The sequence below is a fragment of the Sphaerisporangium krabiense genome (assembly GCF_014200435.1).
GTDB lineage: Bacteria > Actinomycetota > Actinomycetes > Streptosporangiales > Streptosporangiaceae > Sphaerisporangium > Sphaerisporangium krabiense.
In genome coordinates this window covers 4,379,682-4,405,021 of the sequence record NZ_JACHBR010000001.1, presented here as the reverse complement: position 1 = coordinate 4,405,021, position 25,340 = coordinate 4,379,682, and the positions used below count along the sequence as shown (strand labels likewise).

The following is a 25,340-nucleotide window of genomic DNA, read 5'->3' as shown; positions in this document are numbered from 1 at the left end:
CGGCCACTTCAGCCGCTCAGTGAGGGCACCAGGTTCGCGATGACATGGCAGCGATCGGCCCGGGCGCGTGTGATGAAGTCCACGACAAGCTTTCCCGGCGTACCCGGCCTCCCGGGCGTGCCGGGCGGGAAGGGGCGCGCATGGTCGAAGTGACCACCACGGGGCGTCAGGCACACGAAGTGCTGGCCTGGAGCCGCGACCAGGCCGGTCCGGCGCTGCGGGGCGCCGTCGAGTCGTTGCCCCCGTCGATGCGGAGCGTCGCGGGCTACCACTTCGGCTGGCTGGACCGGCACGGCGCCGCCGCCGTGGGCGGCGGGGGCAAGGCCGTCCGCCCGGCGCTGGCCCTGCTGTCCGCCGAGGCCGTCGGCGCGGACGCCGGCACGGCCGTGCCCGCCGCGGTCGCCGTCGAGCTGGTGCACAACTTCTCGCTCCTGCACGACGACGTGATGGACGGCGACCTGACCCGGCGGCACCGGGCGACGGCGTGGAGCCTGTTCGGGGTCAGCCCGGCGATCCTGGCCGGTGACGCCCTGCTCGCGCTCGCCTTCGACGTGCTCGCCGCCAGCGGCCATCCCGCCGCCCCCGAAGGGGGCCGCCTGCTCGGCGCGACCGTCCTCGACCTGATCGACGGGCAGGGCGCCGACACCTCCTTCGAGACGCGCGGCGACGTCAGCCTCCAGGAGTGCCTGAGCATGGCCGAGTCCAAGACCGGCGCGCTCCTCGGGGCCTCCTGCGCGCTCGGCGCGCTGTTCGGCGGGGCCGCGCCCGAGCGGGTGGAGCGCCTGCGGGCGTTCGGCGACCGCCTCGGCCTGGCGTTCCAGTTCGTGGACGATCTGCTCGGCATCTGGGGCGACCCCGCCGTCACCGGCAAGCCCATCCATTCCGATCTGCGCAACCGCAAGAAGTCGCTGCCCGTGGTCGCCGCGCTGTCCTCCGGGTCCCCGGCAGGGGACGAGCTGGCCGCCCTGTACGGCAGGGAGGAGCCGCCCGCCGGGCCGGACCTGGTGCGCGCCGCCGAGCTGATCGAGCTGGCGGGCGGGCGCGCCTGGAGCACGCAGCAGGCCGGCGAGCTGCTGCGCGAGGCCCTGGGCCACCTCGCGGCGGCCTCACCCACGCCCGGGGCCGCCACCGAACTGCGCGCGCTGGCCCACCTGATCACCCACCGCGACCACTGAGCGGGGTCGGCGGACCATCCGAATCACGGGGAACGTCCGCGCCGTCCCGGTCGTCCGAGCCGTCCGGGCCGGCCACACCGCCTGGGCCGTGCGGGCCGGTGAGGGTGCGCAGGACGCGGTGCAGGGTCGCGAGGTCGGCGGGGTCGAGGGCGCGCAGCGGTGCGGGCGGCTCGCTCAGGATCGCGTCCGCGAGCGCCGCGGCCCGCGCGCCCGCCTCGGTGATCGTGACGATCCTCTGGCGGCGGTCGCCCGGGTCCACCTCGCGCACGACCAGCCCGCGCCGCACCAGATCCTCCACGATCACGGTGGTGTACGGCGCGTCGGTGGCCAGGTCGGCGGCCAGCCGCCGCAGCGTCGCCGGCCCGGCGGCCAGGCGGCGCAGGGCCTTGGCCCTGATGAAGCTCATGCCGAGCGCGGCGCAGACCTGTCTGCGGCGGTCGTGCAGGTCCAGCACCATCGCCCGCATCTCGCGCCACACGCGCGCGGCGAGGTCTCCGGCCTCCTCCGGGACGCCGGGCGTGCCCGGGGTGCTGGGATCGGTCATGACACGGCCTGGGGCCGGACGCCGTCCGCGATCAGGCAGGAGGCGGTGCGCTCCGCGGTGGCCTTCGCCCACCTGCCCGTGGTGAACAGGCCGAGGACGAGCACCATGGCGCCGTACCCCGCGACCATCCACCACCCGGCCCGGCTGGCGTGCGCGAACCCGGCGTGCGACGATCCGGCCAGGCCGGAGGCCAGCACCGATCCGGCGATCGCCACGCCGAAGGACTGCCCGACCTGGCGGCCGGTGGAGGCGATGGCCGCCGCCACCCCGGCCTGTGCGCGCGGCATGCCGGAGACCGCGGTGTTGGTGATGGGCGCGTTGGCCATGGCGAACCCGAGGCCGAACACGGCGTAGGCGGCGAGCAGCCACGGCAGCGGGGTGTGCGCGGTGAGCGGCGTGAGCATGAGCCCGCCGGCGCAGATGGCGACCCCCGCGATGACCAGAGGCGCCCGCGGGCCCCTGTCGCCGACCAGCTTCCCCGACAGGGGGGCGAAGACCACGGCCATCGCGGCGATCGGCAGCGTGCAGAGGCCGGCGGACAGCGGGGAGAGGCCGCGCACGTCCTGAAGGTAGAGCGTGTTGAGGAACAGGAAGCCGCCGAACCCGGCGAACACGCACAGCGCGATGGCCGAGGCGCCGGAGAAGGGGGCGCTGCGGAAGAAGCGCAGGTCGATGAGAGGTTCGCGCCGCCGGGGCTCGTAGGCGAGGAAGGCGGCGAACGAGACCGCGGCCACGGTGAACGACGCGATGATCGGCGGGGATCCGAGGCCGAGGCCGGGCGCCTCGATGATGCCGTACGTCAGCGAGCCGAGCGCCAGGATGACCAGGATCTGCCCGACCGGGTCGATGCGGCGGGGGTGCGGCGCACGGGATTCGGGGACGAACAGGGCGGCGAGCACGATCGCGGCGATCGCGACGGGCACGTTGATCCAGAAGATCGCGCGCCAGTTGGAGGTGTCCACCAGGGCGCCGCCGACGACGGGACCGAGCGCCATGCTGACGCCGACCACACCGCCCCACAGGCCGATGGCGCGGGCCCGCTCGCGGGGGTCGGTGAAGGTGTTCGTGATGATCGACATGGCGACCGGGTTGAGCATGGAGCCGCCGATCGCCTGGAGGACCCGGAAGGCGATCAGCCAGCCGAGGCTGGGGGCGAGCCCGCACAGCAGCGAACCCACCGCGAAGATCACCAGGCCGAGCTGGAAGGTGCGGCGCCGTCCGATGCGGTCGGCCGTGGAGCCGGACAGCAGCAGGAGGCAGGCGAGCACGAGGATGTAGGCGTCGACCGTCCACTGCATGCCGGAGACGGGGGCGTGCAGGTCGCGCTCGATGGCGGGCAGGGCGACGTTCACGATCGTGTTGTCCAGCCCGACGATCAGCAGGCTCATGCAGCAGATCAACAGGATCAGCGTCCGCCTGCGGCGGCTGGGTGCGGTCACGGCCCTCCACGATCGTTGTAGGAGTACAACGATTTCCACAGTACAACTCATGCCGTCAATAGGCTGATTTATGCGTATGACCTGGTGCTATGCACACCCGCGCACGGGGAGGACGGTGATCGGGGGGGCGTGCGACGGCCGGTCACCCGCGGCGGGCTCCGTCATGGAACGCCGGCCGGGTGCCGCGCAGCGCGTTCGGGCCGGGCTCAGCCGTCGCCGCGCTCAGGGGGACAGCGGCCGGCCGCGGGCTCGTGGCTGTCCCCCGTCCCGCCACGGAACCGCCCCGCACCGGGCGCGGCCCCGGCCGCACGGGCGGGGCACCGCCGCGGAGGTCAGGTCGCCGGGGAGGTCAGGCGGGCGGCCTTGTCGCGGATGGCGGTGATCCCGCTGGGCGCCATCTCCGCGGACCGGCTGAGGAAGTCCAGGATCACGGCGAGCTGCTCGTCGGTGTAGGTGCGCAGGAACTCCTCCAGGCGGCGGCCGATGTCCCGCAGGCAGGCGTCGATGGGCAGCTCCTCCTCGGGGACCGGCACGATGATCACGCGGCGCCGGTCCTCCTCGTCCCTGACCCTGCGGACGTAGCCGGGTTTCTCCAGGCGGTCCACGACCCCGGTGATCGCGCCGGTGGTCAGCCCGGTCAGTTCGGCGACCTGGCCGGCCGTGATGGGGCCGGTGCGGCGCAGGATGTCCAGGCAGCGGGAGTCGGTGGCGTTCAACCCGAGCCGGTCGGCCACGGCCTGGCTGTGCAGCACGGCGCCGGCCGTGTAGGCACGTATCGCCTCGTGGACCAGGGCGAGCAGCTGCGAACGGGACTTCTCCGCCATTGGTATCCCATCCCATTTCCCTTGGCTAGCTGAAACGCTTTCCTTAGTGAGGTTAATTACCCTGCACCCAAGAGAATACTTCCGCCGCGATCTCCGAACGGCTACCCCACTCCCCCGGGTCCCCTCGCCGACAGGTCGCACCAGCCGCCGGCGAGCGGCCTCAGGGCGGGGTGTGATGGTCGAGGACGCGGCCGAGCAGGTCCGCGAGCCGGCCGCGCTCGGCCTCTGACAGGGGGGCGAGCAGCCGGTCCTGGGCCTCCGCGAGGGCCGCGTCGAGTTCGGCGAGGCGCCGCCGGCCCGCCGGCGTGATGGTGATGACGTTGCGCCGCCGGTCCTCCGGGTCGGGGGACCGCACCGCCAGGCCCTGCTCGGCCAGCTCGTTGACCATGGCCACCATGTCGCTGCGGTCGATCGCGCAGCGGTGACCGAGGGCGGCCTGGCTCGCGGGCCCGTACTCCTCCAGCGCGGCCAGCAACGCGAAGTGGTAGGCGCGCGCGTCGAGAGGGGCCACGGCCTCGGCGATCAGCCGCTGGGCGTGCAGCGAGATCTTGTTGATCAGCCAGGTCGGCTTGCCTCGCAGGCGGGTGGGCGCTCTCCGCATGCCGGAAGTCTAGCCAAACTCGTTGGCGCGGCCCACGGATGTTGTTATCGTTGGCCGGACCAACGTTGGACGAACCAATGGTTTCCTGTGACGTCCCCTGTGAGGTTTCGATGACCACATCCGTCGGCTCGTCCCGGCGCCCCTCGGACACCGCCGTCCCCGCCCCGCGGCGCTGGTGGGCGCTCGCCGCGGTCGCGGTCGCCCAGCTCATGATCGGCCTGGACCTGACCGTCATGAACATCGCGCTGCCGTCCGTGCAGAGATCGCTCGAACTGTCCGACCCCGCCCGCCAATGGGTGGTCACGATCTTCGCGCTCGGGTACGGCGGCCCGCTGCTGCTGGGCGGCAGGCTCTCCGACCTGCTCGGCCGCAGGCGCGCCCTGCTGTTCGGGCTGACCGGCTTCGCCCTCGCCTCCGCCCTCGGCGGCGCGGCCACCGGTCCGGCGATGCTGCTGACCTCGCGCGCGCTCCAGGGCGTTTTCGGCGCGCTGCTGACGCCGTCCGTGCTGGCCACGCTCGCCGCGTCCTTCCCCGTGTCCGGCTCAGGCGAGGGCTCGGCCGAGCGCGGCCGGGCGTTCGGGATCTACGGCACGGTCATGGGCAGCTCGTCCGGTCTCGGCGTCGTGCTGGGCGGCCTGCTCACCGACCACCTGGACTGGCGCTGGTGCATGTACGTGAACCTGCCCATCGCCGGGCTCGCCGCCGCCGGAGTGCTCTACGCGGTCCGCCCCGCCCCGCGGGCGGGGGGCGTGCGCCTCGACGTGACAGGGGCGCTGCTCGCCACCACCGGCCTGATGGCCCTGGTGTTCGGCTTCGCCCGGGCCGAGACCGACGGCTGGGGCGCGGCGGTGACGCTCGGCGCGCTGGCCTTGGGCCTGCTCACGCTGGCCGCGTTCGTTCTGGCGCAGGCGCGGGCCGCGCGGCCGCTGCTGCCGCTCCGGGTGGTGCTCGACCGGCGCCGCGGCGGGTCCTACCTCGCGGTGTTCGGCGTGGCCTCGGGCATCTTCGCCGCACTGTTCTTCCTCACCTTCTACCTGCAGAACGTGCTCGGCTATCCGCCGGTGCGGGCGGGCCTCGCCTACCTCCCGCTCACCGCCGGGCTCATGGCGGGCGGGCGGCTGGTGAGCCCCCTCATGGCGCGGGTGCCGGTGCGGCTGCTGCTCTGCCCCGGTCTGCTGACGGTCGCCGCGGGACTCGCGCTGCTCGGCGCGCTGCGCACCGACAGCGGCTACCGGCCGGGCGTGCTGCTGGTGTTCCTCCTGGTCGGACTCGGCAGCGGCTGGCTGCTCGTCACCGCCAACAGCACCGCGACGCTCGGCGCGGGCGCCGACACGGCCGTGGCCGGAGCCATGGTCATGACCTCGCAGCAGATCGGCGCCTCGCTCGGCACCGCCCTGCTCAGCACGGTCGCCGCGACCGCCGCGGCCGGCCACCTGCGGGCCCGTCCGGGCGAACCCGCCGAGGCGGCCGTCCACGGGTTCGGCGTGGCGGGCCTCTCCGCGTCCGCGTTCCTGTGCCTGGCGGCCGTCGTCGTCTTCCTCGTCATAGGAGGCGGCGCCCGGCGGGGGCCGGAGCGACCCGACGGCGCTCAGGCGGGGTAGGCGCGGCCGAGCGCGCTCGCGACGCCCTTGCACAAGGCGACGGCGTCGTTGGCGCCCACGCCCGTGCCCCAGGAGAGGGTGCCGTCGAGCTCGCACTCGACGTACACCGTGTGCACCGCGGGCTCGCCGTCGCCGGGGTGCCGGGCGCGGTCGAGCACCCGGACCTTGATCCCCTTCTCGCCCAGCGCGCCGATCAGCGCCGCCAGTGTCCCGTCGTCCGCGCACGATCCGCGCACGTCGTGACCGGCCGGCGCGGCCGGGGAAGCCACGTCCAGGTCGCCCATCCGAACCGCCCCTCGCCAGGTGGGCACCGCTATATGGTTATTTTCCACGAAATATACGGACTCAAATAGCCCTGAGGTGAAGTCCGGGCGAATATCGGCCGTGCTCCGTTCGACACGGACGCGGGCGGGCCGCCACCGGCCCCGGGCGGCCGGTCAGAGGCGTCCCGCCGCCAGGTCCATCAGGCGGGACAGCACCCGGTCGCCGGAGGCCCGCACGCCGTCGTGCTCCCACTCGTTGGTGACCCAGTGCCGCAGGTTGCCCACCGACCTGGCGGTGCGCAACGACAGCTCGGCGTCGACGTACATGTCGTCGTGGTACACGATCGCGGCCACCGGCACCGTGTTGGCCGCCAGCCGCCCGGGGTCGTACAGCGGCGGCCAGTCCCGCGCCTCGGCCAGCGCGCGGGCGGCCCCGGCGAAGGGGCGCAGCCCGCTGAACTCCTCGAACATGAACGGGTAGAACATCTCGCCGGTGAACAGCAGCGGCTCGGCCCCGGGCGCGAACTCCGGGCGCGAGGCGAGCGCCCGCTCGGCCGCCCAGGCGGTCGGCGTGCCGCCCTGGGCGTAGATGACCTCCTGGAGCACTCCGTACAGCGGCTGGTCCGCGAACGCGGTCAGCGCCATGACCTGGCGCAGGAAGGTGTCCGACGGCGCCGCGCCGTCCCACGCCTCGTCGAACAGCCAGTGCAGCCGCTCCGCGCCGTCGCTCATGCCGAGCGCCATGCCGAGCGTCTGGAGGCGGCGCACGGTGAGCCGGTCGCCGTCGGGCAGCCGCACGTCGTGCTCGGCGAGGTGGGCGGCCATGGCCGCGACCGTGGCCACGTCGCCGGGGTAGCGCGCGTAGTAGCGCTCGACCTTGTCCCTGACGCGGGGGTAGGTGCGCGCGTAGACCTCGTCCGCCGTCGCGGCGAGGCCGGGCAGGCCGCCGGTCACGTAGCAGGCGCGCAGCCCCTCGGGGGCCTTCGACAGGTAGGTCAGCGTGATGAACCCGCCGTAGCTCTGGCCGAGCGTCTCCCACGGACGGTCGCCGCACAGGGCGCGGCGGATGTGCTCGGCGTCGGCGACGATCGCGTCCGCGCGGAAGTGGCGCAGGTAGGCGGCCAGGTCGTCGCCGAGGCGGGCGGCGGTCGCGGCGGTGACCGGCGTGCTGCGGCCGGTGCCGCGCTGGTCGAGCAGCAGGACGCGGTGCGTGCGCAGCGCGTGGGTCATCCAGCCGTCGGGGCGCGGCGGGCGGGGCGACTTGCCGCCGGGGCCGCCCTGGAGGTACAGCAGGAAGGGCAGGTCCTGCCCGACGTGCGCCGGGTCGGCGATCTCGCGGGCGAAGACGGTGATGCCGGGCCCGCCCGGGTCGGCGTGGTCGAGCGGGACGCTGAAGTGGTGGTCGGTGACCGCCATCCCCGGCATGTGAATCATGTGGTGGATTCCTTCCGTCGGACGGCCCGCCACCCTGTCCGCACGCCGTCCACGCGCCCGACCGTACGCTCCGTGCCCCGCGAAGCGCCATTGAATAACGTGCGCGCCGAAAGGTCCAGCGTGCCGCTGGCAGGAAGCGGTTCTTCGCGGACAACTTCCTGAACGTCGTCCATCTGGAACAGGGACCGTGCCGGGGCGCACAGTTGACTCAACGCAAGGAAGTCGAACGGGAAACAGAAGGGAAAGGGATCGCGAAATGACTGTGTCCGTCATCTCCACGGGCGTCGCCCTCGGCCGCGACCCAACGGTCTGGGACCGGCAGGAGGTCTGGGACCACCTGAAGGTCTGGGACCACTACGAGACCTGGGACGCCTTCGACGTCTGGGACGCGCTGGAGGTCTGGGACGCCTACCGGGTCTGGGACTCCGCGGAGGAGCCCCTCGAGGTCTGGGACGGCCTGAGGGTCTGGGACGCCCACGACGTGTGGGACGGCCTCACGGTGTGGGACGCGTTCACGCCCGGACGCCTCCCCGAGGTCTGGGACGAGTCCCGGGTCTTCGACCGCGTGCCCGTCTGGGACGTGTCCGAGGTCTGGGACCTGCCCAAGGTGTGGGACAAGCGGCAGCTCAACTGACGACGCCACGACGCCGGCCGGCGACGTGACCTCCCACGATCCGGCCGCCCGCGGCCCGGGCGCGCGGCGGGGGCGGCGTCCCCCCAACCGTCCCCCCGGCCGTCGCAGCCCCTCTCCCGACGGCCCACCGGCCTCGCGTGAGCGTCCTCCCCCGCCCCGCGCGCCACCAGCCGCCGGCCGCCTTCCCCGGCCCCGCGCTGACATCCGCGACCGCGAACCCCGCGAGACAAGGAGCGACGGAGACCATGCCGGCCGTGCGGGCACGGAGGCGGGAATCCCCCCACCCGCCTCCGTGCCCGCACCGACGTGCTCGGGGCCTGTTCAGATCCCGATGACCTCGAAGGCGATGCAGGCAACCCCGTCGAATCTCTCGCCGAACCTGCGGGTCTTGGCCTCCAGGAACCCGCGCGCGTCGGACATCGGATGCTCCGGGCCGAGCGCGGGGAGGTAGGAGCGGTGGGCCTCCAGCGCGGCGACGCCCTTGTCCAGGCTGCCCGAGACGTCGACCGCGTGGCGCGCGTGCGGCGAGCCGCCCATGGCCGCGAAGCGCACGCCCGGCCACGGCGCGAGGCCCTGGTCCGCCAGTTCGGGGAATATCCAGCGATTCCCCGCGTCGCCGGCGGCGTCGAGCAGGGCGACGCCGACGTTGCGGTGGTCGGGGGAGTTCCAGTCGCCGCTGCGCCACCGCTCGTGGTGGTTGAGCCCGATCAGGACCTCCGGCCGGAACCGGCGGATCGCCGCGGCGATGTCCCGCCGCAGCGGCAGCCCGTACTCGACGACGCCGTCCCGGTGGCCGAGGAACTCCACCCGCTCCACGCCGACGATCGCGGCGGCCTCGATCTGCTCGCGCTCGCGCACCCGCCCGGCCTGCTCGGGGGGCAGCGAGTCGATGCCCGCCTCCCCCCGGGTCACGATGAGGTAGGCGACGTCCTTGCCCGCCGCGGTCCAGGCCGCGACCGCGCACGCCGGGCCGTACTCCAGGTCGTCCGGGTGCGCGACGACCGCGAGCGCGCGCCCCCAGTCGTCGGGCATGGGGGCGTACGGCTCCGGCATGATCCACCAACCTTCCCGCGTGAGCTGAGCAGGGTCCTATGCGGTGACGAACCGCGGCCGGGTGCGCTCGGCCCAGCGGATCACCGGGCCGCTCGCGGCGAGCCCGACGAGGAAGATCACCGCCAGCGCGATCCACCCGCCGAGGCCGAAGCGTTCGGGCAGGACGGTGACCAGCGTGGGCCCGGCGATGGCGGCCAGCGCGTCGCCGGTCGAGAACATGCCGCCGTACTGGCCCTGCGCGTGGTCGGGGGCCAGCTCGTACCGCAGGCCCCAGCGGGCGCCCTCGCCCCAGATCTCGCCCAGCGTGAAGACGACCATGCCGAACACCATGATCGTGGTGGCGAGGAGGGGCGGCGCCCCGGAGGCGAGGCCGGTGACGACGCACGCGCCCGCGAGCCCGAGGAACGTCCACCGTTGCAGGCGCGCGGCCCCGGGCACCGTGTCGGCGCCGCGGGCGGCGCGGACCTGGAGCAGCACGACCATCAGCGTGTTGATCGCGTACAGCCAGGCGGCCAGCGCGCGGGGCGCGTCGGTCCGGGTGACCAGCCACACGGGCAGGCCGACGGCGGCCAGCGTGGGGCCGAGGCGGGCGATGCCGGCGACCTGGGCGACCGCGAGGTAGGGCCAGTCGCGCAGCGCGAGCCAGCCGCCGCCCTCGCGCTTCTTCTCGCCGCGCGTGCCGGGCACCCGGGGCAGCCGCAGGTAGAGGATCGCGGCCAGCACCATCGCGGCGGCGTTGCCGAGCATGAGCGACAGGTACGCGGGCCGGGTGTCGAAGGCGATGACGATGCCCGCGCCGAGCACGCCCAGCGTGAAGCCCGCGTTGAACACCGAGCGCAGGTACGCCGACAGCGCGACCCTGCCCTCCCTGCCCATGAGGCCGGAGATCAGCGCGCCCCTGGCGACCTGGCCGCCGCTGTCGGCGACGCCGAGCACGCCGACCACCAGCAGGTACATCGGGAAGTTCGCGACGAACATCGCGGCGATGAGCGCCACGACCTTGGTGAGCGTGGTCAGGATCGTGACCTCGCGCGGGCCGAACCGGTCGGCGAGGTAGCCGAGCGGCACGTTGATCGGCAGGCTGATCAGCCCGACCAGCGACAGGCCGAGCCCGACCTGCCCGGACGACAGGCCGACCTCGCGGATGAAGTAGATGGCCGACCCCGACAGGTAGAGGCCGTTGCCGACGCTCGCCACCGCCGAGCAGACGACGAGCATCCGGCCGGGCCCGGGCGGCGGCAGCAGCCGGGCGAACCTGCCCGGGGCGGGCGGGGTGGGGGTTTCCGGGGGCGCGGTGGCGGTCACGTCGTCACTCCCATCGGGTCGATCGCCCGGACGGCGGCCTGGAGCGTGCTGGTCCGGCATCCACGGGAACGCTTGGCGTCGATCGTGCCGATGCCGTACCCGATGGTGCGCACGCCGGCCGCCGGGGCGAGCTGGGCGGGGCGGTAGAACATCGTGGTGAAGTAGGTGAACGAGGCGTCGGGGTCGTCGTAGTCGGTGCCGTTCATGAGCACCGACCAGCTCGCCCCGTCCCGGATGAACAGGCTGAAGGCCAGTAGGTCCCCGTCCCTGCGTGCCTCGATGAGCAGCAGGTCGCCGGCGCCGAAGTGGTCGCGCAGGTAGCGCAGCGAGAACGCCTCGCGCTCGGGGTCGGGCGTGCCGCCGTACTTGGCGATCAGGTTGCAGCGCAGCCGCACCAGCTCGGGCTCCTCGTCGGTGACGCGGCGCTCGGCGACGACGATGCCGCGCTCGCGGGTCTCGCGCAGCTCGCGGCGCGCGGCCGTGCGCCGGTTGCGGCTGAGCGTCGCGAGGTAGCCGTCGAAATCGGTCCAGGTGACGCGCATGTCGCAGCGCTCGACCATGGGGATCGTCGTGTACCCGGCCTCGCGCAGCGCGCCGGCGAACTCGGGGTAGTCGGGCCGCAGGTACAGGTAGGCGACGCTGCGGGCGCCGTTGTCCCTGGCCCAGGCGTCCAGGCCGGCGACGAACCGGCCCGCGAGGGCGTGGTCGCGGGCGCCGTGCCCGGCGGGGGCGGTCTCGTAGTTGGGGAACATGACCAGGCAGCAGGGGAACACCTCGGCCGGGTCCGCGCCCTTCCACGGATGCGGGCCCCGCGCGGCGAGCGCCACGTCGTCGGTCGCCGACGCGCCGCTGAGCACCGCGTACGGGTCGAACCTCGGGTGGCCGGTGGGGGCGTCCTGGACGCCGCCGCAGAACGCGACGGCGATCCGGTCGTCCTCGTAGAGGCCGAAGGTGCGCAGGCCGCCGGGGATCCTCGCCTGGGCCAGGCCGATCCAGCGGGCGCTCAGGCTCGCCGGGGCGTCCCCCATGTGGGCGTCCCAGCCGGCGGGCAGCCCCTCGCGGACCTCGAACCGCGTGGCGGTCCGCGCGACGGGGCCGGGTGTCGTCGTGGTCACCGTGCCTCCCTTGACCGCGGAGGACTGTCGGGGTGGCGTCCGCCCATTCCCCTCACTCTTCCGGCCCGCTTCGCACGGCGGCATCTTCCAGAATGCGCGATCCGTCCCCGGAATCCGCGCCGCGGGAGAGGTCGCGCGCGTCCACGCACGCGACCATGTCCACGCGCCCGGCCAGCAGCAACGTGTTGATCTCGTCGCGGGACAGCCGCTGCGCCGACAGCAGCAGCACGGGCAGGTCGCTCTCGTGGCGGACGCGGTCGGCGAGCCCGGTCCTGGCGATCCGCCCCGCGCCCGTCTCGGCGGGGACGGCGACGAAGTCGAACCCGCGCGCCGGCGTGTCCGCCACGGGCTCGTCCCCGGACACCAGCAGCCCGACGGCCGACGCCCCCGCGGCGCGCAGCTCCCGCGGGTCGGCGGTGCCGTCCGGGGTCACCAGCACGCAGGGCGGAGCGGGCGGAGCGGGCGCGTCGCGGGTCACCACGCACGGGCGGTCGCCGGTCGCCGTGGGGAAGAGCAGCACGGGCGCGTCCCGCTCCAGGCCCGCGGCGACCATCCGGGTGCGCAGCCTGAGGTCCCCCACGGTGAGCGGCACGTCCACCGGCTCGGCCCGGGTGGGACGGCCCGCGTACGTCTCCATGGCCCGCGCCACGAACTCCGGGTCGCGGGCGCCGAGCCGCGCGAAGGTGTTGGCGTCCCTGCGGCTGCGCAGCGCGAAGACCGTCTGGGCGCCGCGCAGCCGGTCGCGGCGGCTCAGCGTCTCGAACCAGCGCTGGCTGTCCCCGGCCTCGGCCTGCGCCTCCGCCGCCACGGGCGCCCGGGTCCGCGCGTACTCGGCGAGGGCGTCGTCGGTGGAGTCGCAGGCGGCGAGCGATCTGGCCAGGCAGAACGCGTCGTCGATGGCCAGGGCGGTGCCCGAGCCGACGGAGAAGTGGACGGTGTGCGCGGCGTCGCCGACCAGGACGGCGCGGCCGTGGTGCCAGCGTTCGTTGACGACCGTCGGGAAGGGCCGCCACCCCGCGGTCCGCGCGGTGAGCGGCGCGCCGTCCAGTTCGTCGCGGAAGACGCCGGCGAGGATCGTCTCGACCTCGTGCAGCGGCCGGTCGAGCAGGCCGCGCGAGCGCAGCGTGTCCGGGTCGGCCTCGACGATGAAGGTGCTCTCGGCGGCGCCGTGCGGGTAGGCGTGCACGATCAGCACGCCGGCGCCGACGCACTTGAGGACGAACGTGGGCTCCAGCACCGCGGGCGTGCTCATCCACAGGAACACCGTGCGGCCGTGCGTGGTGACGGTGCCGTGGTCGCGGGCCGCGCGCAGGCGGCTGTTCGCGCCGTCCGCGACGACCAGCAGGTCATGGCCGCCCGGGTCGGCGGTCACGTCCCGGGCGTGGAAGGTCACGGTGGGCGGCTCGCACGCCAGCGCCCGCACGTGCTCGTGGAAGACCCGGCGGGTCAGGCCGAACATGCCGTACGCGCCCGACCAGACGCGGTCCTCGCCGGCCAGGGTGAGCGTGCGGTCCCAGGTGGCCATCGCCTCCGGGGGAAGGGCGAACGCGCGCGGGTGCACGGCGCGCACCCGCTCGGCGAACTCCCACGACATCACGATGCCCGCGCCCGCCGACCTCTCGTCCCTGTCGTACAGGTCGATGGCGATGCCGGGGCGCAGCCGTGACAGTTCGAGGGCGAAGAACGCGCCCGCGGCGCCCGCGCCGACGACGGCGACGCGGTTCGGTGTCCGCGGCGTCATCGCGGCGTGCCGTCCCAGTGGAACCGGACGCCCCGCGCGATGGCGGCGCCCCGGGACACGGCCATCATCTCGCCGCTGGCGATCTTCATGATGGTGAGGAACTCGGTGAAGTGCGGCTCGGGCGCGCCCAGCGAGGCGCCGGCCTCCTTCATCAGCGCGAGCCAGCGCAGGCGCTGCTCCCGGGTGATGAGCATGTGGCTGTGCGCCTGGTGCAGGCGCGGGTCCCACGCGGCCGTGAGGTCGTTGTTCCCGTAGATCTGGACGTAGTGGGCGGTCAGGCGCTCGGCGTGCCTGGCCCAGTCGTGCACGGGGAACAGCGGGACCAGCACCTCGTCCCGTGACACCAGCTCATAGAACCGCGTGGCCAGCGCCCGGAAGAAGGGTTCGCCGCCGATGCCGGCGTAGAAGTCGCCGACCTTCTTGTCCACCTCGGCCGGCGTCATGTGCTCGGCCGGTCTCACTCCCTCGTCCGCGACGATGAGCACCTTTCCGTCGTGCTCGGGGACGGCTTTGGATGGCATGTCGTACTCCCGTCGGCCGCTGCCGGTCGTGGCCGTGCGCCACGGGGACGGCACGGCCACGGGGTTGGTCGGGATGCGCGGTCCCGCCGCCGGGTCTCGCCCGCGGGGCGCGCGGGGGCCGGGGGGACGGGACGCGCGTGGCGCCGCGTCAGACGACGGGGGTGTAGTCCTTGTGGTCGATCGCGCGCGCCCAGACGGCCTCGAAGGCGTCGACGCAGTTCTTCACGAGCGCCGGGTCGTCGCTCAGCTCGTGCGGGCCGTAGGACCCGTCGCCGGCGAAATGGGTGAACCTGACCAGGCGGTTGTCGAACACCCAGAAGTCGTTGCCGGGCAGCATCAGGTCGGAGGCGAGGCGGCGCGGCAGCCACCGGACGTTCTCCCCGGCGGGGACGTTCACGATGGTCGCGGTCTCGTACTCGTACTCGATGAAGTCGGTGACCGGCTCGGAGACGACGCGGGCGCGCCGCCAGTCCACTCCCCTGGCCACGGCCGCGCCGACCAGCTCGACCCAGCCGCCGTGCCGGTCGTACTCGATGGGGATTCCGGCCTTCCAGTCCACGTACACCGCGCCCTTGGGGGTGTACATGTCACGCATTTCCAGGTGGATCGCCGAGAACTCGGTGCCGGCGATGAGCTCCTCGAACTTCGGGACGGTCGTCGTCGTCATGTGACCTCCGTAACGAGCCCCGTCATCCGAACCGGATCACGCGCTCGGTGTTCGGATAGAAGGCGAATGTTGGACCGGACAGCCCGCTCGCCTGGACACAAATCGTGACAGTGCCCCAGAATTTTTGTCTTCTCGCAGGTTGCTCTCCTTGCCCCCGCCGGACCCCCACGCGGGGCGTTCCGTCAACCGGCGCCGTTGCCCTCTTCGCCCTTCAGCGCCCGCCGCGCGGCCCGGTGGTGGCTCGCGGCCTGCCCGGGCTCGCCCCGCCTGCTGAGCACGTCGCCGAGCTTGTTGTGGGAGATGCTCAGGTCGCGCTGCGCCTGGACGTTGCCCGGGTCCCTGGCCGCGAGCCGCTCGGCGATCACCAGGCCGTCGCGGAAGTGCCGTTCGGCCGCGTCGTAGGCCCCGCGTGTGGCGTACACGTCCCCGACCTTGTTGTGGTAGACGCTGAGGTCCCTCTGGAGCTGGGGGTTGCCCGGGTCGTCCGCGGCCAGCCGCTCGGTGATGGCCAGGCTCGTGCCGAAGTGCCGCGCGGCGTCCTCGGCCGAGCCCTGCGCCAGCGCCACGTCCCCCAGCTTGTTGTGGTAGATGCCGAGGTCGCGGTGGTTGCCCGGACGGGAGGGATCCTGGGCGACCAGCCGCTCCGCGATCCGCAGCGCCTGGCGGAAGTGGGTCTCGGCCCGGGTCAGGTCACCCTGCCGGGTGTAGAGGTCGCCCAGGCTGTTGTGCGAGATGCTCAGGTCGCGCTGGGCCTCGGACCTGGCGGGATCGAGGTCGGCGAGCGCCTCGGCGAGGGCCAGGCCGGCGTGGTAGTGGGACTCGGCCCCCTCGAAGTCGCCGCGGGCGCTCAGCGTGTCGCCGACCTTGTTGTGCGAGATGGTGAGGTCGCGCCGTGCCACGGCGCCGCCGGGGTCCCGGGACAGGAGGGTCACGGCGATGGCCAGGCCGGCGCGGTAGTGGTCCTCGGCGCCGGTGACATCGCCCCGGGCCATGAGCATGTCGCCGACCCGGTTGTGGGAGATGCTCAGGTCGCGCTGCGCCTCGCCGCCGTCCGGATCCTGGGACGCCAGGCGCTCGGCGATGACGAGGCCGTTACGGTAGTGGCTCTCCGCCCCCGTGAGGTCGCCCCGCGCGGCGAGCACGTCCCCCACCTTGTTGAAGTACACGCTGAGGTCGCGCTGCACCTGCGCGTCGGCGGGGTGGGCGTCGGCCAGGACCCCGGCGATGGCCAGGCTCCTGCCGTAGTGGCGCTCGGCCCCCTTGAGGTCGCCGGAGGCGGTGAGCAGGTCGCCGAGGTTGCTGTGGTAGACGCCGAGGTCGCGCTGCACCTGCGTGTCGGCGGGGTCGTCGGTGACGAGCCGCTGGGCGATGGTGATGCTGCTGCGGTAGTGCGGCTCCGCCCCGGCGAGGTCGCCCTTGGCGTTGGACAGGTTCGCCAGGTTGTTGTGCGAGATGCTGAGGTCCCGCCGGAACTGGGTGTTGGCGGGATGCGTGGTGGCGAGGTGCTCGGCGATGGCGAGGCTGTCACGGTAGTGCGGCTCGGCCCCGTCGAGGTCCCCGCGGGCGCTGAGCAGGTTGCCCAGGTTGATGTGGGCGATGCTCAGGTCCCGCTGCGCCTCGACGTTGGCGGGATCGGAGGCCACCAGCCGCTCGGCGATGGCGAGGCTGGTGCGGTAGTGGCGTTCGGCCTGGGTCAGCGGCGGCTGGTCGCCGTCCTCCTCCGGAGTGCGAACGGCTCCCGAGGCGTCCTCGGGCCCCGGCGTCCGCGCGACCTCCTCGGGTACCGGGACCTCCGGCTCCCGCGTCACCTCGTCGGGTTCGATCAACTCGGCGGCCTCCGGGAACTTGCCTGCCTCCGGGAACTCGGCTGCCTCCGGGAACTCGCCTGCCTCCGGGAACTCGTCGAGCTCCGGTGGCGGCGGGACGGCCACCCAGATGATCTCGGCGACGCCCATGACGGTGCTCAGCACCCTGGAGAACCGGGGGGCGTCCCGGCCGGCGATGCGGTCGCCCTCGGCGCCCTCGTACAGCTCGTCGGTGACGATCACCACGACATCGCGGCCGGGCGCGCGGTCCAGGGCCCTTTCGCCCTGTAAGGACCCGGCCATCTGGAGCGCGCGCAGGACCGTCGTACCGCTGATCCCGACGGGCTCGTCGGAGACGGGTCCGGCGGCCAGCGCCACCCGCAGGCGGAGGCGCTCGTCCGCGACGGCCGTCCGGTTCTCCTGTCGCAGCGCCACCCGCAGTCCGTAGAGGAACCGCGGCACGACCCGCACGATGTCGATCTCTTCGGGAAGGACGACCACCACACCGTCGCCCTGCGCCGCGATGGTGGACTCGCCCATGTCCTGGCCGGCCGCGCGCAGCGCCGCGGTCGCCACCGCCGACGTGCGGCGGTGCCGGTCGGCCTGGTCCTCGTCGGAGAGGGCGCTCAGGCTCGCGATGTCCACGGCGACGCATACGCGGCGCGGGCCGTCGGCGTCGCCGGAGACGCCGGCGTCTTCCGCGGGTGCCGGTTCGGCCGGCCGGGACCGTCCGGGGAACCCGTCGTCGTAGTAGAGGCCGCTTCCCTCCGCCTCGGCGACCGCGAGGCCGGTCATGACCGGGAAGGTCGGGACGGGGATGCCCGCGGGCGGCTCGGCGTGGACGCGGACGGGGAGTTCGGTGGTGCGGATCATCACGCCGCGCGGGGTGACGATGGTGAGGAGCAGCGCGCGGTCGCGCGGCCCCGCCTCCGGGGTGACCAGGAACTCGGCGGGGCCGTAGGAGCCGCCGAAGCGGTGGACGATGACCGCGGCGTCCCGCAGCGCGGCCACGGAGAACGCCTGCGAGCCGTCCAGCAGGCAGGTGAAGGCGAACTCCTCCTCGTCGTACGGCCACTCCTCCGGCGGCCCCGCGAGGCGAAGGTCCACGGCGACCAGGTGCGGCCGTCCCGCGGCCATGTCGCGCGGCCAGCTCACCACGGGCTCCAGGCGCAGCCGGGCACCGGAGGTGGCGGCGGCCCCACCGGGCACGGCACCGTTCATGACGCCCCCAAGGCCGCGTCCGGGGTCACCAGCGTGCGCGGGCTCCCGTAATAGACGTACATGAACCTATACAAAAGCGGAATAAGCTCCTCATCGGCCGCCCTCCCCGACACGCCGGCCAGGTCGGCGGGGGACAGCGTCGCGGCGCGGGCCCGCAGCTCGCGCAGCGCCTCCGCCACCGGGCGGCCCGGGTGCTCGCGCATGTACCGGAACAGCTCACGCGCCATCTTCCACGCCTCGCGGTCGCCGACGTTCCCGCTGGTGGCGAGCACGCCCGCCGCGCCCGAGCGCAGGAACACCTCCGCGAACCCGCGCAGCACCCGGTCGTTGAACCGGTCGGTGTCGTACCCGAGCGCGCCCGACTGGCAGGCGTTCAGGAACACCAGCGTCGCCGCCGACCGCAGCCGCAGGAACTTCATCGTGTCGGCGTGCTTCAGCGGCAGACCGCCGAGGGCGGACTCGGTCACCTGGTCGCCGAACCGGCCGTGACAGGCCACGTAGATCAAGGCGAGCGCGGTCCCGTGCGCGCGCAACGCCTTGGCCAGGGCGGGCATGTCGGCGCTCCGCTCCACGTGGTAGGAGGTGAGCAGGGCGTGGTCCTGGGGCATCCGGGGCTCGACGTACGCGGCCACCGGGCCGGTGCAGGTGTGCGCGGAGCGGTAGTCGCGGACCGTCTCCGGCCAGGGGGTGCGGATGGACAGCCACCGGGTCAGCGTGACGACGCCGCCGAGCCACCCCTCCGACCTGCCGCCGTCGTAGTCGAGCCAGAACAGCTCCCACGGGATGCGGTAGCCGGTGTCGTCCCAGATCACGAGCTGGAGCCGCTCGCCGTGCGCGCAGATGCGGCGGTCCAGCCAGCGGGTCAGCTCGGCCTTCGGCCGCGACCAGATCTGCATGAAGCTCAGCACGTCGGCGGGCAGCTCGCCCCCCTCGGAGGCCAGCTCGCCGAGGTCCAGCCGCGGGCGCCCGTAGACCTCGGCGAACTCGGCGGCCTCGCCGCAGCAGCAGACGCCGCGCAGCCGGAAGCCGGGCGCGCCGCCCTCCTGGGGGACCGGGACGACCGTGAGCAGGGCCATGCCCTCCGGCAGCCCCGCGCCGAGGTCGGCCTCGATGACGTCGAACACCATCGGGTCCCCCGCGTCCGCGACCACCCGCGCCCGCGCCTCCCCCGCGTCCCCGGCCTCCGCGCCCCGGGTCCGCGGGAGCGTCCCGGCGGTCTCCGGTCCGGAGCCCGCCGGGGGGACGGGATGGGGGGCGGGCGACGGCGCCGGCGGGCCGGGAGGAGGGGTCGGCGCGGCGGGCGCGGGGGCCGCCGGGCCGGCGCTCGTGCGTCGTGACGAGCCGAAGACGGCCCCGAAGAACCTGCGGCGTCCCTCGGCCGTCATCCGTCCTCCCCCCGGACCGCCGATCGCGGATCACCGTCCGCGGCGGCCGATCCCGGCCCGCCGCCGGAGGCCGTCCCGGGCGGGTCGGCGGGGACGCCGGGGATCAGCGTGCCGCCGAGAGCGGCGGCGAGGGCCGCGGTGAGGTGGGCCCCGGGGCGGGGGCCGGGGTCGATCACGACGCTGCGCACCCGGCGCAGGGCGCTGATGCGGCGCGCCGCCTCGACGGCGTCCTGCACGCCTTCCGCCGCCACCCGCTCGGGCATGCGCCCGGCCAGGCCCGCGGCGAGGGGCACGTTGGCGCGCCCGTCGGTGACGACGACCAGCAGCGCGTCCACGATCGCCGCGTCGCCCTGCCGGGTGCCGTGCCGCAGGGCGCGCCCGGCCAGCGTCAGGCCGTGCGCGAGCGGCGTGGCGCGCCCGGGCGGGCGTTCCATGGCCGTGGCCACCCGGGGGTCGAGCACGCCGCGCGCGGCGAACATCTCGGCGCGCAGCTCGTCGGGCGCGTCCGCCGCGCCCACCTCGACCACGGCGACCGGCGCGCGGGCCGCGTACGCCCAGCGCAGATACGGCGCGAGCGGCTCGTACCAGTCCCAGCCCCGGTGGCAGGTGTGGTCGAGCAGCAGCAGGAGCAGGCTTCCCGGGCGCGGAGCCCTGCGGTGGCCGCGCAGGTCCACGGGCTCGACGAGCAGCCGGTCGCCGTCCCGGCACGGCCCGTCGCGCTCCTCGCGGCGGACGGCCTGGAACTTCGCGGCCTCCAGCAGCGTCGCCGCGACCGCGATGTCCCTGAGGTCGCGCGCGGGCCGGGTGCCGATGGGGTGGCCGCGCGCCGGGCCGCCGCCGGCGCGGCGGTAGGGGGGCAGCCGCAAAGGGTAGGCGTCGTGGTCGGGGTCGGCGTGGTCCTCGGGGTACGGCTCGCGCGGCGTCTCGACAGCGGGCAGCGGCCCGGACGGCAGCGGCGTGGCCTCGCCCGCGGGCACCTCGACCGGGCGCGGGCCCTGCTCCTGCCCGCCGTCGGGCTGCGCACCCGCCGCCGGGGACGGGGAGGGCTGCGCGGGGTCGCGCGGGCCGTCCTGCCGCGCCGCCGCGAAGACGCCGGTCAGGCGCGCGGCCTGCTCGACGTGCTCGCGCTCGACGACGGAGTCGTCCCGCAGCGCGGCCAGCGCCCGCGCGACGCGCCCGAGCGCGAGGTCCCGGCGCGGCCCGGCCGGCGACAGCGCCGCCACGACGGCCTCGACGGCGTCCCGCGAGGTGCCGGGCACCCGCCCCGCGCGCACGGCCCGCCGCCATCGGGGGTCGGGCTCGTCCAGCACGTCCCGCCCGGCCGTCCGCTTCAGCCCGGCGGCGTCGAGGCGCAGCGCGAAGCGGTCCAGCAGGTGGGGGGAGACCCGGCCGACCTCGTCGCGGCGGCAGCAGGCGATCCAGTGGTCCCGGGGGCGCCACCGGGCCTGGACGCCGGTGTGCTCCAGGTGCGTCACGTCCGCGCCGATGGAGGCGAGCGCCGCGCGGGCCCCGGCGGCGCCCAGGCGCGCGAGGTCGGGCACCACCACCACGCGCGGAGCGCGCCCCTCCCCCACCAGCGGTCCGCGTTCCAGGCGGAACCCGCCCGCCTCGCCGGGGTACGGGCGGACGCGCACCCACAGGTCGTCGTCGGTGGCCGTCGCGCCCAGCATGACCGGCGCCGGCGAGACCTCGGCGAGGCCGGCGAACCAGCGCACGACGGGAAGGATCACGTCGGCGTCGAGGTCGAACAGCAGGATCCCGGCCAGGCTCGGCTCGACCGCGGCGCAGGCCAGGCCCGTCGCGACCCGCTCCCGTACGCCCGGGGGCGGGGAGCCGGGGAGCGGGTCGGTGCCGTGGTCGGGCATCACGCCTCGTCGATGACCTTGTCCAGGCGGTCCTGGTCCTTGTCGGTCCAGTCCAGGCCGTCGCCGTAGGCGGCCTCGCGACGGCGGTGGATGAGGGCCTGCGGGGCCACGGCGCGGACGTCGCCGGGAACGAGGGTGGTGCGGCCCTGCAGCGCGGCGACGGCGCGGGCCGCGTGGGCCATGACGATCTCGCCCCGGTGGCCGGCGACGTGGAACTCGGCGGCGACGTGGGCGCACAGCGACACGGTGTCGTCGTCGAGCCGGATGTCGTGGACGGCCTCGCGCGCGGCGGCGATCGTCGCACGGCGCTCGCGGTCCAGCGCGGCGCCCTGGTCGAGCCAGTCGGAGGACGGCCGGGCGCGCTCCTCGTCGAAGCGCAGCACGGTGCGCAGGATCTCGCGCCGCACGATCGGGTCGGGCTCCGCGGCCACCGGCACCAGCAGGCCGAAGCGGTCGAGGAGCTGGGGCCGCAGCGTGCCCTCCTCGGGGTTCATGGTGCCGACGAGCGTGAACGACAGCGGGATCTCGGGGCGGTCCAGGCCCTCGCGCTGGACGACGAGCAGGCCGGTGGACACGACGTCGAGGATGAGGTTGACGATGTGGTCGTCCAGGAGGTTGACCTCGTCGATGTAGAGCATGCCCTGACGGCCGGCGTGTTCGAGCAGGCCGGGCTGCGGCTCGGTCCTGCCCGCCATCAGCGCGTCGATGCGCCAGCCGCCGATGACGCGGTCGTCGGTGACGTTCATCGGGAGCGTGACCGGCAGCTCGCCGTACATCATGCGGGCGAAGGCGCGCACGGTGGTGGACTTGGCGGTGCCGCGTTCGCCGCTGACCAGGACGCCGCCCACGGCGGGCACGACGTAGGCGATCTCCAGGGCCCGGCACAGCGCGTCCTGCCCGACGACGTAGCTGTAGGGGAGGATGGGGAACGCCTCGGCCGCGCCCTCCTCCCGTCCCGGATCCGATCCGCCGGCCGTGGCCGGCTCCCCGGCCGATGCCGCCCCTTCGCCCAAGACCCCTCCTTCACCGTGACCGGTCGTCCCCCGAGGGACGTTCCGGGGGTGGGCCGGGCGGCCGTCCCCTCGGTCCCCGCGAGGGCCCGACACGCAAAGTGTGCACGGGATCGCGCGGGATCGTCCCTGACCTAGCGTAGACAGCCGGATACCCGCCCGCGCGGGGAAAGGCTCAGCGCGGGGACTCGGCTCAGGGATTCGGCTCGGGGCTCAGCGCAGGGCGTCCGAGACGCGGCGCAGGTCGGACACCAGGCCCGCGTACATCGCCTCGCGGTCGTCGGCGCGCAGCACCGCCGAGGGGTGGATGGTCGCGACCAGGCAGGCGCGGCCCTCCCCCATGACCTGCCGCCACAGTTCCGGCTTCTCGCCGGGGAAGGGCTCCGGCACGCCGCGCCGGTCGCTGACCCGGAAGGCGGGGCCGAGCAGCGTCTTCCCCGCGGTGGCGCCGAGCGCGACGACCACCTCGGGCCGGACGAGGCGCATCTCGGCGGCCAGCCACGGCCGGCAGGCCGCCATCTCGCGCAGGCTCGGCGGCTTGTGGATGCGCTTCTTGCCGCCGCCGCGAAAGTCGAACTTGAAGTGCTTGACGGCGTTGGTGACGTAGGTGTCGCCGGGGTCGACGCCGGCCTCGCCGAGCGCGCGTTCCAGCACCCGCCCGGCCGGTCCGACGAACGGGTGGCCCTGCCGGTCCTCCTGGTCGCCCGGCTGCTCGCCGACGAGCAGCACGCGGGCCGAGGGGTCGCCCTCGCCGAAGACGGTCTGGGTGGCGTCGCGGTAGAGCGGGCAGCCGTGGCAGTCCGCGGCGGCGGCGCGCAGTTCGTCCAGGTCGGCGCCCTGCGGCACGTACGGCGAGGCGTCGTAGCCCTCTCCGTCGGCGGTGGTCACGGCGTCGTCCTCCCCTCCGGCGCCCGCGTGCCGGGCCCCGGCGGGCGGGTACCCGCGAACGACCGGCGCATCCCTAGGGGCGCGCCCGCCGCAGCGCCCGGCGTGCCCGCGGCCCGAGGAACGCGACGAGCACCGCCAGGACCGCGCCGAGCGCCCACCAGAGCCCCGCTCCCACGGAGGCGCGCTCGGACGGCGGGGCCGCGGAGGGGAGGCGGTCGAGGTCGGTGGCGCAGACGATCGGGCGTTTCTCGTGCTTCACCGAGGCGCAGACGACGGCCGCCAGCCGCCGGAGCTGGGCGGGGAAGCTTCCGACCTCGACGGCGACGCTGAGCCGGTCGGTCCTGCCCGCGGGCACGGCGCGCCGCCAGGCGATCACGTCCCGGGAGATCTTGCCCTCGGGCGTGGAGGAGAGCACCTTCAGCCCCGGAGGCACCACCTGCTTCAGCACGAGGTCGGGCGAGTCCTTGGCGCCGGTGTTGCTGACCTGGATCGTGTAGGTGAGGCGGTCGCCCGGCCGGACGCTCGTCTGGCCGTTGTCGATGCCGATGCGCAGCGCGTAGGCGGGCTCGGCCGGGTGCGGCACGGAGGCGTGCGCGGGGACCACGGCCGCCGCGACGGGCACGGCGGCGAGGGCGGCGGCGAGCGGGCTCAGCACGACGGCGCGGAGCGGGCGGGCGGCGCGGGCACCGCGCGCGGCGGCCGGGCGCACCGGTGTGACGTGAAAAAACATGAATAATACCTTTTACGGTGATGGATTTCTGCCACGCGGGCCGCGTGCGGACGGATTCCCCTTTTCGAGAATGGTAGATGCCGACAGAGCCTTTCTCCGCAGGCATCACCGTCGACGCGCCGCGCGTCTTCACGGGAGCGCGCCGCCCCGGCCGGCGTTACAGGGTGTCGGCCACGTAGTCGATGATCGGCGAGCGTGAACGACGGCGTGACCCCGATCAGGGTGATCAAGGCCGTGACGACGACGTTCGCCACCGTGGACTCGGTATCGCCCTCGGCCATGGCCAGGCCCACGAGCACGGCATGGGACTTTCAAAATTGGACATATGGCCCCACAGAATCGCGTTATATTGGCGGTGATCACCGCTTCTCCGCCGCCGCAAACGCACTCGCCCGGCTTATGCCTGGTAAATTCACGGTTCCGGTCGACCGGCACTGCGCGACGGAGGTCATGCCGGCGGGGACCAGCAGGCGGGTCGGGCTCACCCGCGGCGAGAAGTCGGGAACCGGCCGTGACGCCGCCAGGACGGGCGGACACTGCGCACTGGCCACGGACAGGGCTCCGAGCAGGACGCCCATGCGCCTGGCGAGCGGCGGCGCATCGTTGGAATGACACGTCAAATTCCGCTGTAACGGCTTCCATTTGTTCTCATCGCGTAGATCTCGTCTGCCGCTTGCGCGGGAGAATCCACCCGGAGAATAGGAGCGGAGATGGCGGGAGATAGGCCGTCATGACGGTGAGAGCGCCCACGAAAGGGGGTAAAACCTGAAAGAGCAAAGATATTCGGTCAATGGCAAATTACCCGGTCGCCGGTGCCATTTGGGGGAATGATGGGTAGACGCTTCACGCCGGTCCTACTGGGCATCGAGACCGCGATCGCGCTGACCTTCTTCGCGACGATGACCGCCTCGGCCACCACCGGCACCGGCGCCTTCTGGCACCGCCTGCCGTCCACGTCCCCACCCACCGCGTCCTCCCTCGGCGCCCGCCACCCCACGGCACCACAACCGGCCCCCGCCCCACGACGCACCGACCCCGGCTCCGTGGGAGTGACCGTCCGCGTCCTGCCCCCCGGAGACCCCCCTGAGGATCCGGGCAGCACTTCTGAGAAGCCGGGCGGCACTCCCGAGAAACCAGGCGGCACCTCCGAGAAGGCGAGCGCCCCGGGAACGCCCGGCCGGCCCGGCGGACGCGACGACGGCGTCACCGTCATCACCGGGAACGAGGTCACCGAGCTCACCGAAGGCGGCACCACCTCCCACGACACCGGCACCACCGGCGGCACCACCGGCAGAACGGGCCCCGGTCCCTTCGGCGACACCACGGGCAAGCCCGGCCCCGGCTCCCCCGACGCAGACCCGCCCACCGGCCCCGCCCCCGCACGGCCCGGCGACCTCCCCTTCACCGGCACCGACCTCGCCCTCACCCTGACCGCAGCCGGCGCCTGCCTGCTCCTCGGCGCCCTCCTCATCCGCCTGACGACCCGCCGCGGGAGAAAGAGCCTTACGAAACGGTAGGG

Annotated in this window: 22 protein-coding genes; 4 read left to right on the top strand and 18 right to left on the bottom strand. The window is 74.2% G+C overall.

The features are described from left to right. Positions 1-140 precede the first annotated feature (140 nt). Positions 141-1,175, top strand: coding sequence for a family 2 encapsulin nanocompartment cargo protein polyprenyl transferase (locus BJ981_RS19525; protein WP_184612750.1), 1,035 nt, complete (start codon positions 141-143; stop codon positions 1,173-1,175). Here the strand turns inward: BJ981_RS19525 and BJ981_RS19520 are convergent. The 4 genes from BJ981_RS19520 to BJ981_RS19505 form a co-directional block, all read right to left on the bottom strand. Next, positions 1,156-1,719, bottom strand: a complete 564-nt coding sequence (locus BJ981_RS19520; protein WP_184612749.1) for a MarR family winged helix-turn-helix transcriptional regulator — start codon at positions 1,717-1,719, stop codon at positions 1,156-1,158. The two genes, BJ981_RS19525 and BJ981_RS19520, sit on opposite strands and share 20 nt — an antisense overlap. Beyond that, complete coding sequence (locus BJ981_RS19515) at positions 1,716-3,158, bottom strand: MFS transporter (RefSeq protein ID WP_184612748.1); 1,443 nt, start codon at positions 3,156-3,158, stop codon at positions 1,716-1,718. Before BJ981_RS19515 ends, BJ981_RS19520 begins: the two co-directional genes overlap by 4 nt. Before the next feature lie 332 nt (positions 3,159-3,490). Next, a complete protein-coding gene (locus BJ981_RS19510) occupies positions 3,491-3,982 on the bottom strand; it encodes a MarR family winged helix-turn-helix transcriptional regulator (RefSeq protein ID WP_184612747.1) in 492 nt (163 codons plus the stop codon). 160 nt (positions 3,983-4,142) lie between these two features. Continuing rightward, positions 4,143-4,583, bottom strand: coding sequence for a MarR family winged helix-turn-helix transcriptional regulator (locus tag BJ981_RS19505; RefSeq protein ID WP_184612746.1), 441 nt, complete (start codon positions 4,581-4,583; stop codon positions 4,143-4,145). A 110-nt stretch (positions 4,584-4,693) separates the two neighbouring features. On the opposite strand from BJ981_RS19505, the gene BJ981_RS19500 reads away from it, so the two are divergent. Beyond that, on the top strand, positions 4,694-6,184 hold the full coding sequence (locus tag BJ981_RS19500) for an MFS transporter (RefSeq protein ID WP_184612745.1): 1,491 nt from the start codon (positions 4,694-4,696) through the stop codon (positions 6,182-6,184). Here BJ981_RS19500 and BJ981_RS19495 read toward each other — a convergent pair. After that, the gene (locus BJ981_RS19495) at positions 6,172-6,468 is read right to left on the bottom strand and encodes a hypothetical protein (protein ID WP_184612744.1); all 297 of its coding nucleotides are present in this window, start codon (positions 6,466-6,468) and stop codon (positions 6,172-6,174) included. The two genes, BJ981_RS19500 and BJ981_RS19495, sit on opposite strands and share 13 nt — an antisense overlap. 153 nt (positions 6,469-6,621) lie before the next feature. Continuing rightward, complete coding sequence (locus BJ981_RS19490; protein ID WP_239139237.1) at positions 6,622-7,881, bottom strand: alpha/beta fold hydrolase; 1,260 nt, start codon at positions 7,879-7,881, stop codon at positions 6,622-6,624. A gap of 256 nt (positions 7,882-8,137) precedes the next feature. Between BJ981_RS19490 and BJ981_RS19485 the strand changes: the two genes are divergently transcribed. Further along, on the top strand, positions 8,138-8,515 hold the full coding sequence (locus tag BJ981_RS19485; RefSeq protein WP_184612743.1) for a hypothetical protein: 378 nt from the start codon (positions 8,138-8,140) through the stop codon (positions 8,513-8,515). A 321-nt stretch (positions 8,516-8,836) separates the two neighbouring features. Here the strand turns inward: BJ981_RS19485 and BJ981_RS19480 are convergent, their stop codons facing one another. The 12 genes from BJ981_RS19480 to BJ981_RS19425 all read right to left on the bottom strand — a co-directional run bounded on the left by BJ981_RS19480 (position 8,837) and on the right by BJ981_RS19425 (position 23,821). Next, on the bottom strand, positions 8,837-9,568 hold the full coding sequence (locus BJ981_RS19480) for a PIG-L deacetylase family protein (RefSeq protein WP_184612742.1): 732 nt from the start codon (positions 9,566-9,568) through the stop codon (positions 8,837-8,839). A gap of 36 nt (positions 9,569-9,604) precedes the next feature. Then, a complete protein-coding gene (locus tag BJ981_RS19475) occupies positions 9,605-10,873 on the bottom strand; it encodes an MFS transporter (RefSeq protein WP_184612741.1) in 1,269 nt (422 codons plus the stop codon). Further along, entirely contained in the window at positions 10,870-11,988 is a 1,119-nt protein-coding gene (locus tag BJ981_RS19470) for a GNAT family N-acetyltransferase (protein WP_184612740.1), read from the bottom strand. Before BJ981_RS19470 ends, BJ981_RS19475 begins: the two co-directional genes overlap by 4 nt. 52 nt (positions 11,989-12,040) lie before the next feature. After that, on the bottom strand, positions 12,041-13,729 hold the full coding sequence (locus tag BJ981_RS19465; RefSeq protein ID WP_184612739.1) for an FAD-dependent monooxygenase: 1,689 nt from the start codon (positions 13,727-13,729) through the stop codon (positions 12,041-12,043). After that, positions 13,726-14,250 carry a truncated hemoglobin gene (locus tag BJ981_RS19460; protein ID WP_184612738.1) on the bottom strand — a complete coding sequence of 175 codons (525 nt, stop codon included), beginning with the start codon at positions 14,248-14,250 and terminating at the stop codon, positions 13,726-13,728. Before BJ981_RS19460 ends, BJ981_RS19465 begins: the two co-directional genes overlap by 4 nt. 148 nt (positions 14,251-14,398) lie before the next feature. Beyond that, positions 14,399-14,917 (bottom strand): DUF6879 family protein, encoded by a 519-nt coding sequence (locus BJ981_RS19455; protein ID WP_184612737.1) that lies wholly within the window; start codon positions 14,915-14,917, stop codon positions 14,399-14,401. A 182-nt stretch (positions 14,918-15,099) separates the two neighbouring features. Then, positions 15,100-17,943, bottom strand: a complete 2,844-nt coding sequence (locus BJ981_RS19450; protein ID WP_184612736.1) for a tetratricopeptide repeat protein — start codon at positions 17,941-17,943, stop codon at positions 15,100-15,102. After that, entirely contained in the window at positions 17,940-19,328 is a 1,389-nt protein-coding gene (locus tag BJ981_RS19445; RefSeq protein WP_184612735.1) for a CHAT domain-containing protein, read from the bottom strand. Before BJ981_RS19445 ends, BJ981_RS19450 begins: the two co-directional genes overlap by 4 nt. Beyond that, the gene (locus BJ981_RS19440; protein ID WP_184612734.1) at positions 19,325-21,193 is read right to left on the bottom strand and encodes a hypothetical protein; all 1,869 of its coding nucleotides are present in this window, start codon (positions 21,191-21,193) and stop codon (positions 19,325-19,327) included. The genes BJ981_RS19445 and BJ981_RS19440 overlap by 4 nt, the downstream gene beginning before the upstream one ends. Then, on the bottom strand, positions 21,193-22,206 hold the full coding sequence (locus tag BJ981_RS19435; protein ID WP_204070263.1) for an AAA family ATPase: 1,014 nt from the start codon (positions 22,204-22,206) through the stop codon (positions 21,193-21,195). Before BJ981_RS19435 ends, BJ981_RS19440 begins: the two co-directional genes overlap by 1 nt. Before the next feature lie 210 nt (positions 22,207-22,416). Beyond that, positions 22,417-23,091: a UdgX family uracil-DNA binding protein gene (locus BJ981_RS19430; protein WP_184612733.1), complete on the bottom strand. Its 675-nt coding sequence runs from the start codon at positions 23,089-23,091 to the stop codon at positions 22,417-22,419. A gap of 73 nt (positions 23,092-23,164) precedes the next feature. Next, positions 23,165-23,821 (bottom strand): DUF11 domain-containing protein, encoded by a 657-nt coding sequence (locus BJ981_RS19425; protein WP_184612732.1) that lies wholly within the window; start codon positions 23,819-23,821, stop codon positions 23,165-23,167. Positions 23,822-24,648: 827 nt separating this feature from the next. Here BJ981_RS19425 and BJ981_RS19420 point away from each other — a divergent pair. After that, complete coding sequence (locus tag BJ981_RS19420) at positions 24,649-25,338, top strand: hypothetical protein (protein WP_184612731.1); 690 nt, start codon at positions 24,649-24,651, stop codon at positions 25,336-25,338. Positions 25,339-25,340: the final 2 nt, after the last annotated feature.

Excerpts from the sequence above, each read along its gene's own strand:
- BJ981_RS19445 (WP_184612735.1), bottom strand. The coding sequence starts at position 19,328 with ATGACGGCCGAGGGACGCCGCAGGTTCTTCGGGGCCGTCTTCGGCTCG.
- BJ981_RS19495 (WP_184612744.1), bottom strand. The coding sequence starts at position 6,468 with ATGGGCGACCTGGACGTGGCTTCCCCGGCCGCGCCGGCCGGTCACGAC.
- BJ981_RS19505 (WP_184612746.1), bottom strand. The coding sequence starts at position 4,583 with ATGCGGAGAGCGCCCACCCGCCTGCGAGGCAAGCCGACCTGGCTGATC.
- BJ981_RS19460 (WP_184612738.1), bottom strand. The coding sequence starts at position 14,250 with ATGCCATCCAAAGCCGTCCCCGAGCACGACGGAAAGGTGCTCATCGTC.
- BJ981_RS19465 (WP_184612739.1), bottom strand. The coding sequence starts at position 13,729 with ATGACGCCGCGGACACCGAACCGCGTCGCCGTCGTCGGCGCGGGCGCC.
- BJ981_RS19425 (WP_184612732.1), bottom strand. The coding sequence starts at position 23,821 with ATGTTTTTTCACGTCACACCGGTGCGCCCGGCCGCCGCGCGCGGTGCC.
- BJ981_RS19525 (WP_184612750.1), top strand. The coding sequence starts at position 141 with ATGGTCGAAGTGACCACCACGGGGCGTCAGGCACACGAAGTGCTGGCC.
- BJ981_RS19490 (WP_239139237.1), bottom strand. The coding sequence starts at position 7,881 with ATGATTCACATGCCGGGGATGGCGGTCACCGACCACCACTTCAGCGTC.
- BJ981_RS19485 (WP_184612743.1), top strand. The coding sequence starts at position 8,138 with ATGACTGTGTCCGTCATCTCCACGGGCGTCGCCCTCGGCCGCGACCCA.
- BJ981_RS19500 (WP_184612745.1), top strand. The coding sequence starts at position 4,694 with ATGACCACATCCGTCGGCTCGTCCCGGCGCCCCTCGGACACCGCCGTC.
- BJ981_RS19455 (WP_184612737.1), bottom strand. The coding sequence starts at position 14,917 with ATGACGACGACGACCGTCCCGAAGTTCGAGGAGCTCATCGCCGGCACC.
- BJ981_RS19520 (WP_184612749.1), bottom strand. The coding sequence starts at position 1,719 with ATGACCGATCCCAGCACCCCGGGCACGCCCGGCGTCCCGGAGGAGGCC.
- BJ981_RS19510 (WP_184612747.1), bottom strand. The coding sequence starts at position 3,982 with ATGGCGGAGAAGTCCCGTTCGCAGCTGCTCGCCCTGGTCCACGAGGCG.
- BJ981_RS19450 (WP_184612736.1), bottom strand. The coding sequence starts at position 17,943 with ATGAACGGTGCCGTGCCCGGTGGGGCCGCCGCCACCTCCGGTGCCCGG.
- BJ981_RS19420 (WP_184612731.1), top strand. The coding sequence starts at position 24,649 with ATGATGGGTAGACGCTTCACGCCGGTCCTACTGGGCATCGAGACCGCG.
- BJ981_RS19480 (WP_184612742.1), bottom strand. The coding sequence starts at position 9,568 with ATGCCGGAGCCGTACGCCCCCATGCCCGACGACTGGGGGCGCGCGCTC.
- BJ981_RS19440 (WP_184612734.1), bottom strand. The coding sequence starts at position 21,193 with ATGCCCGACCACGGCACCGACCCGCTCCCCGGCTCCCCGCCCCCGGGC.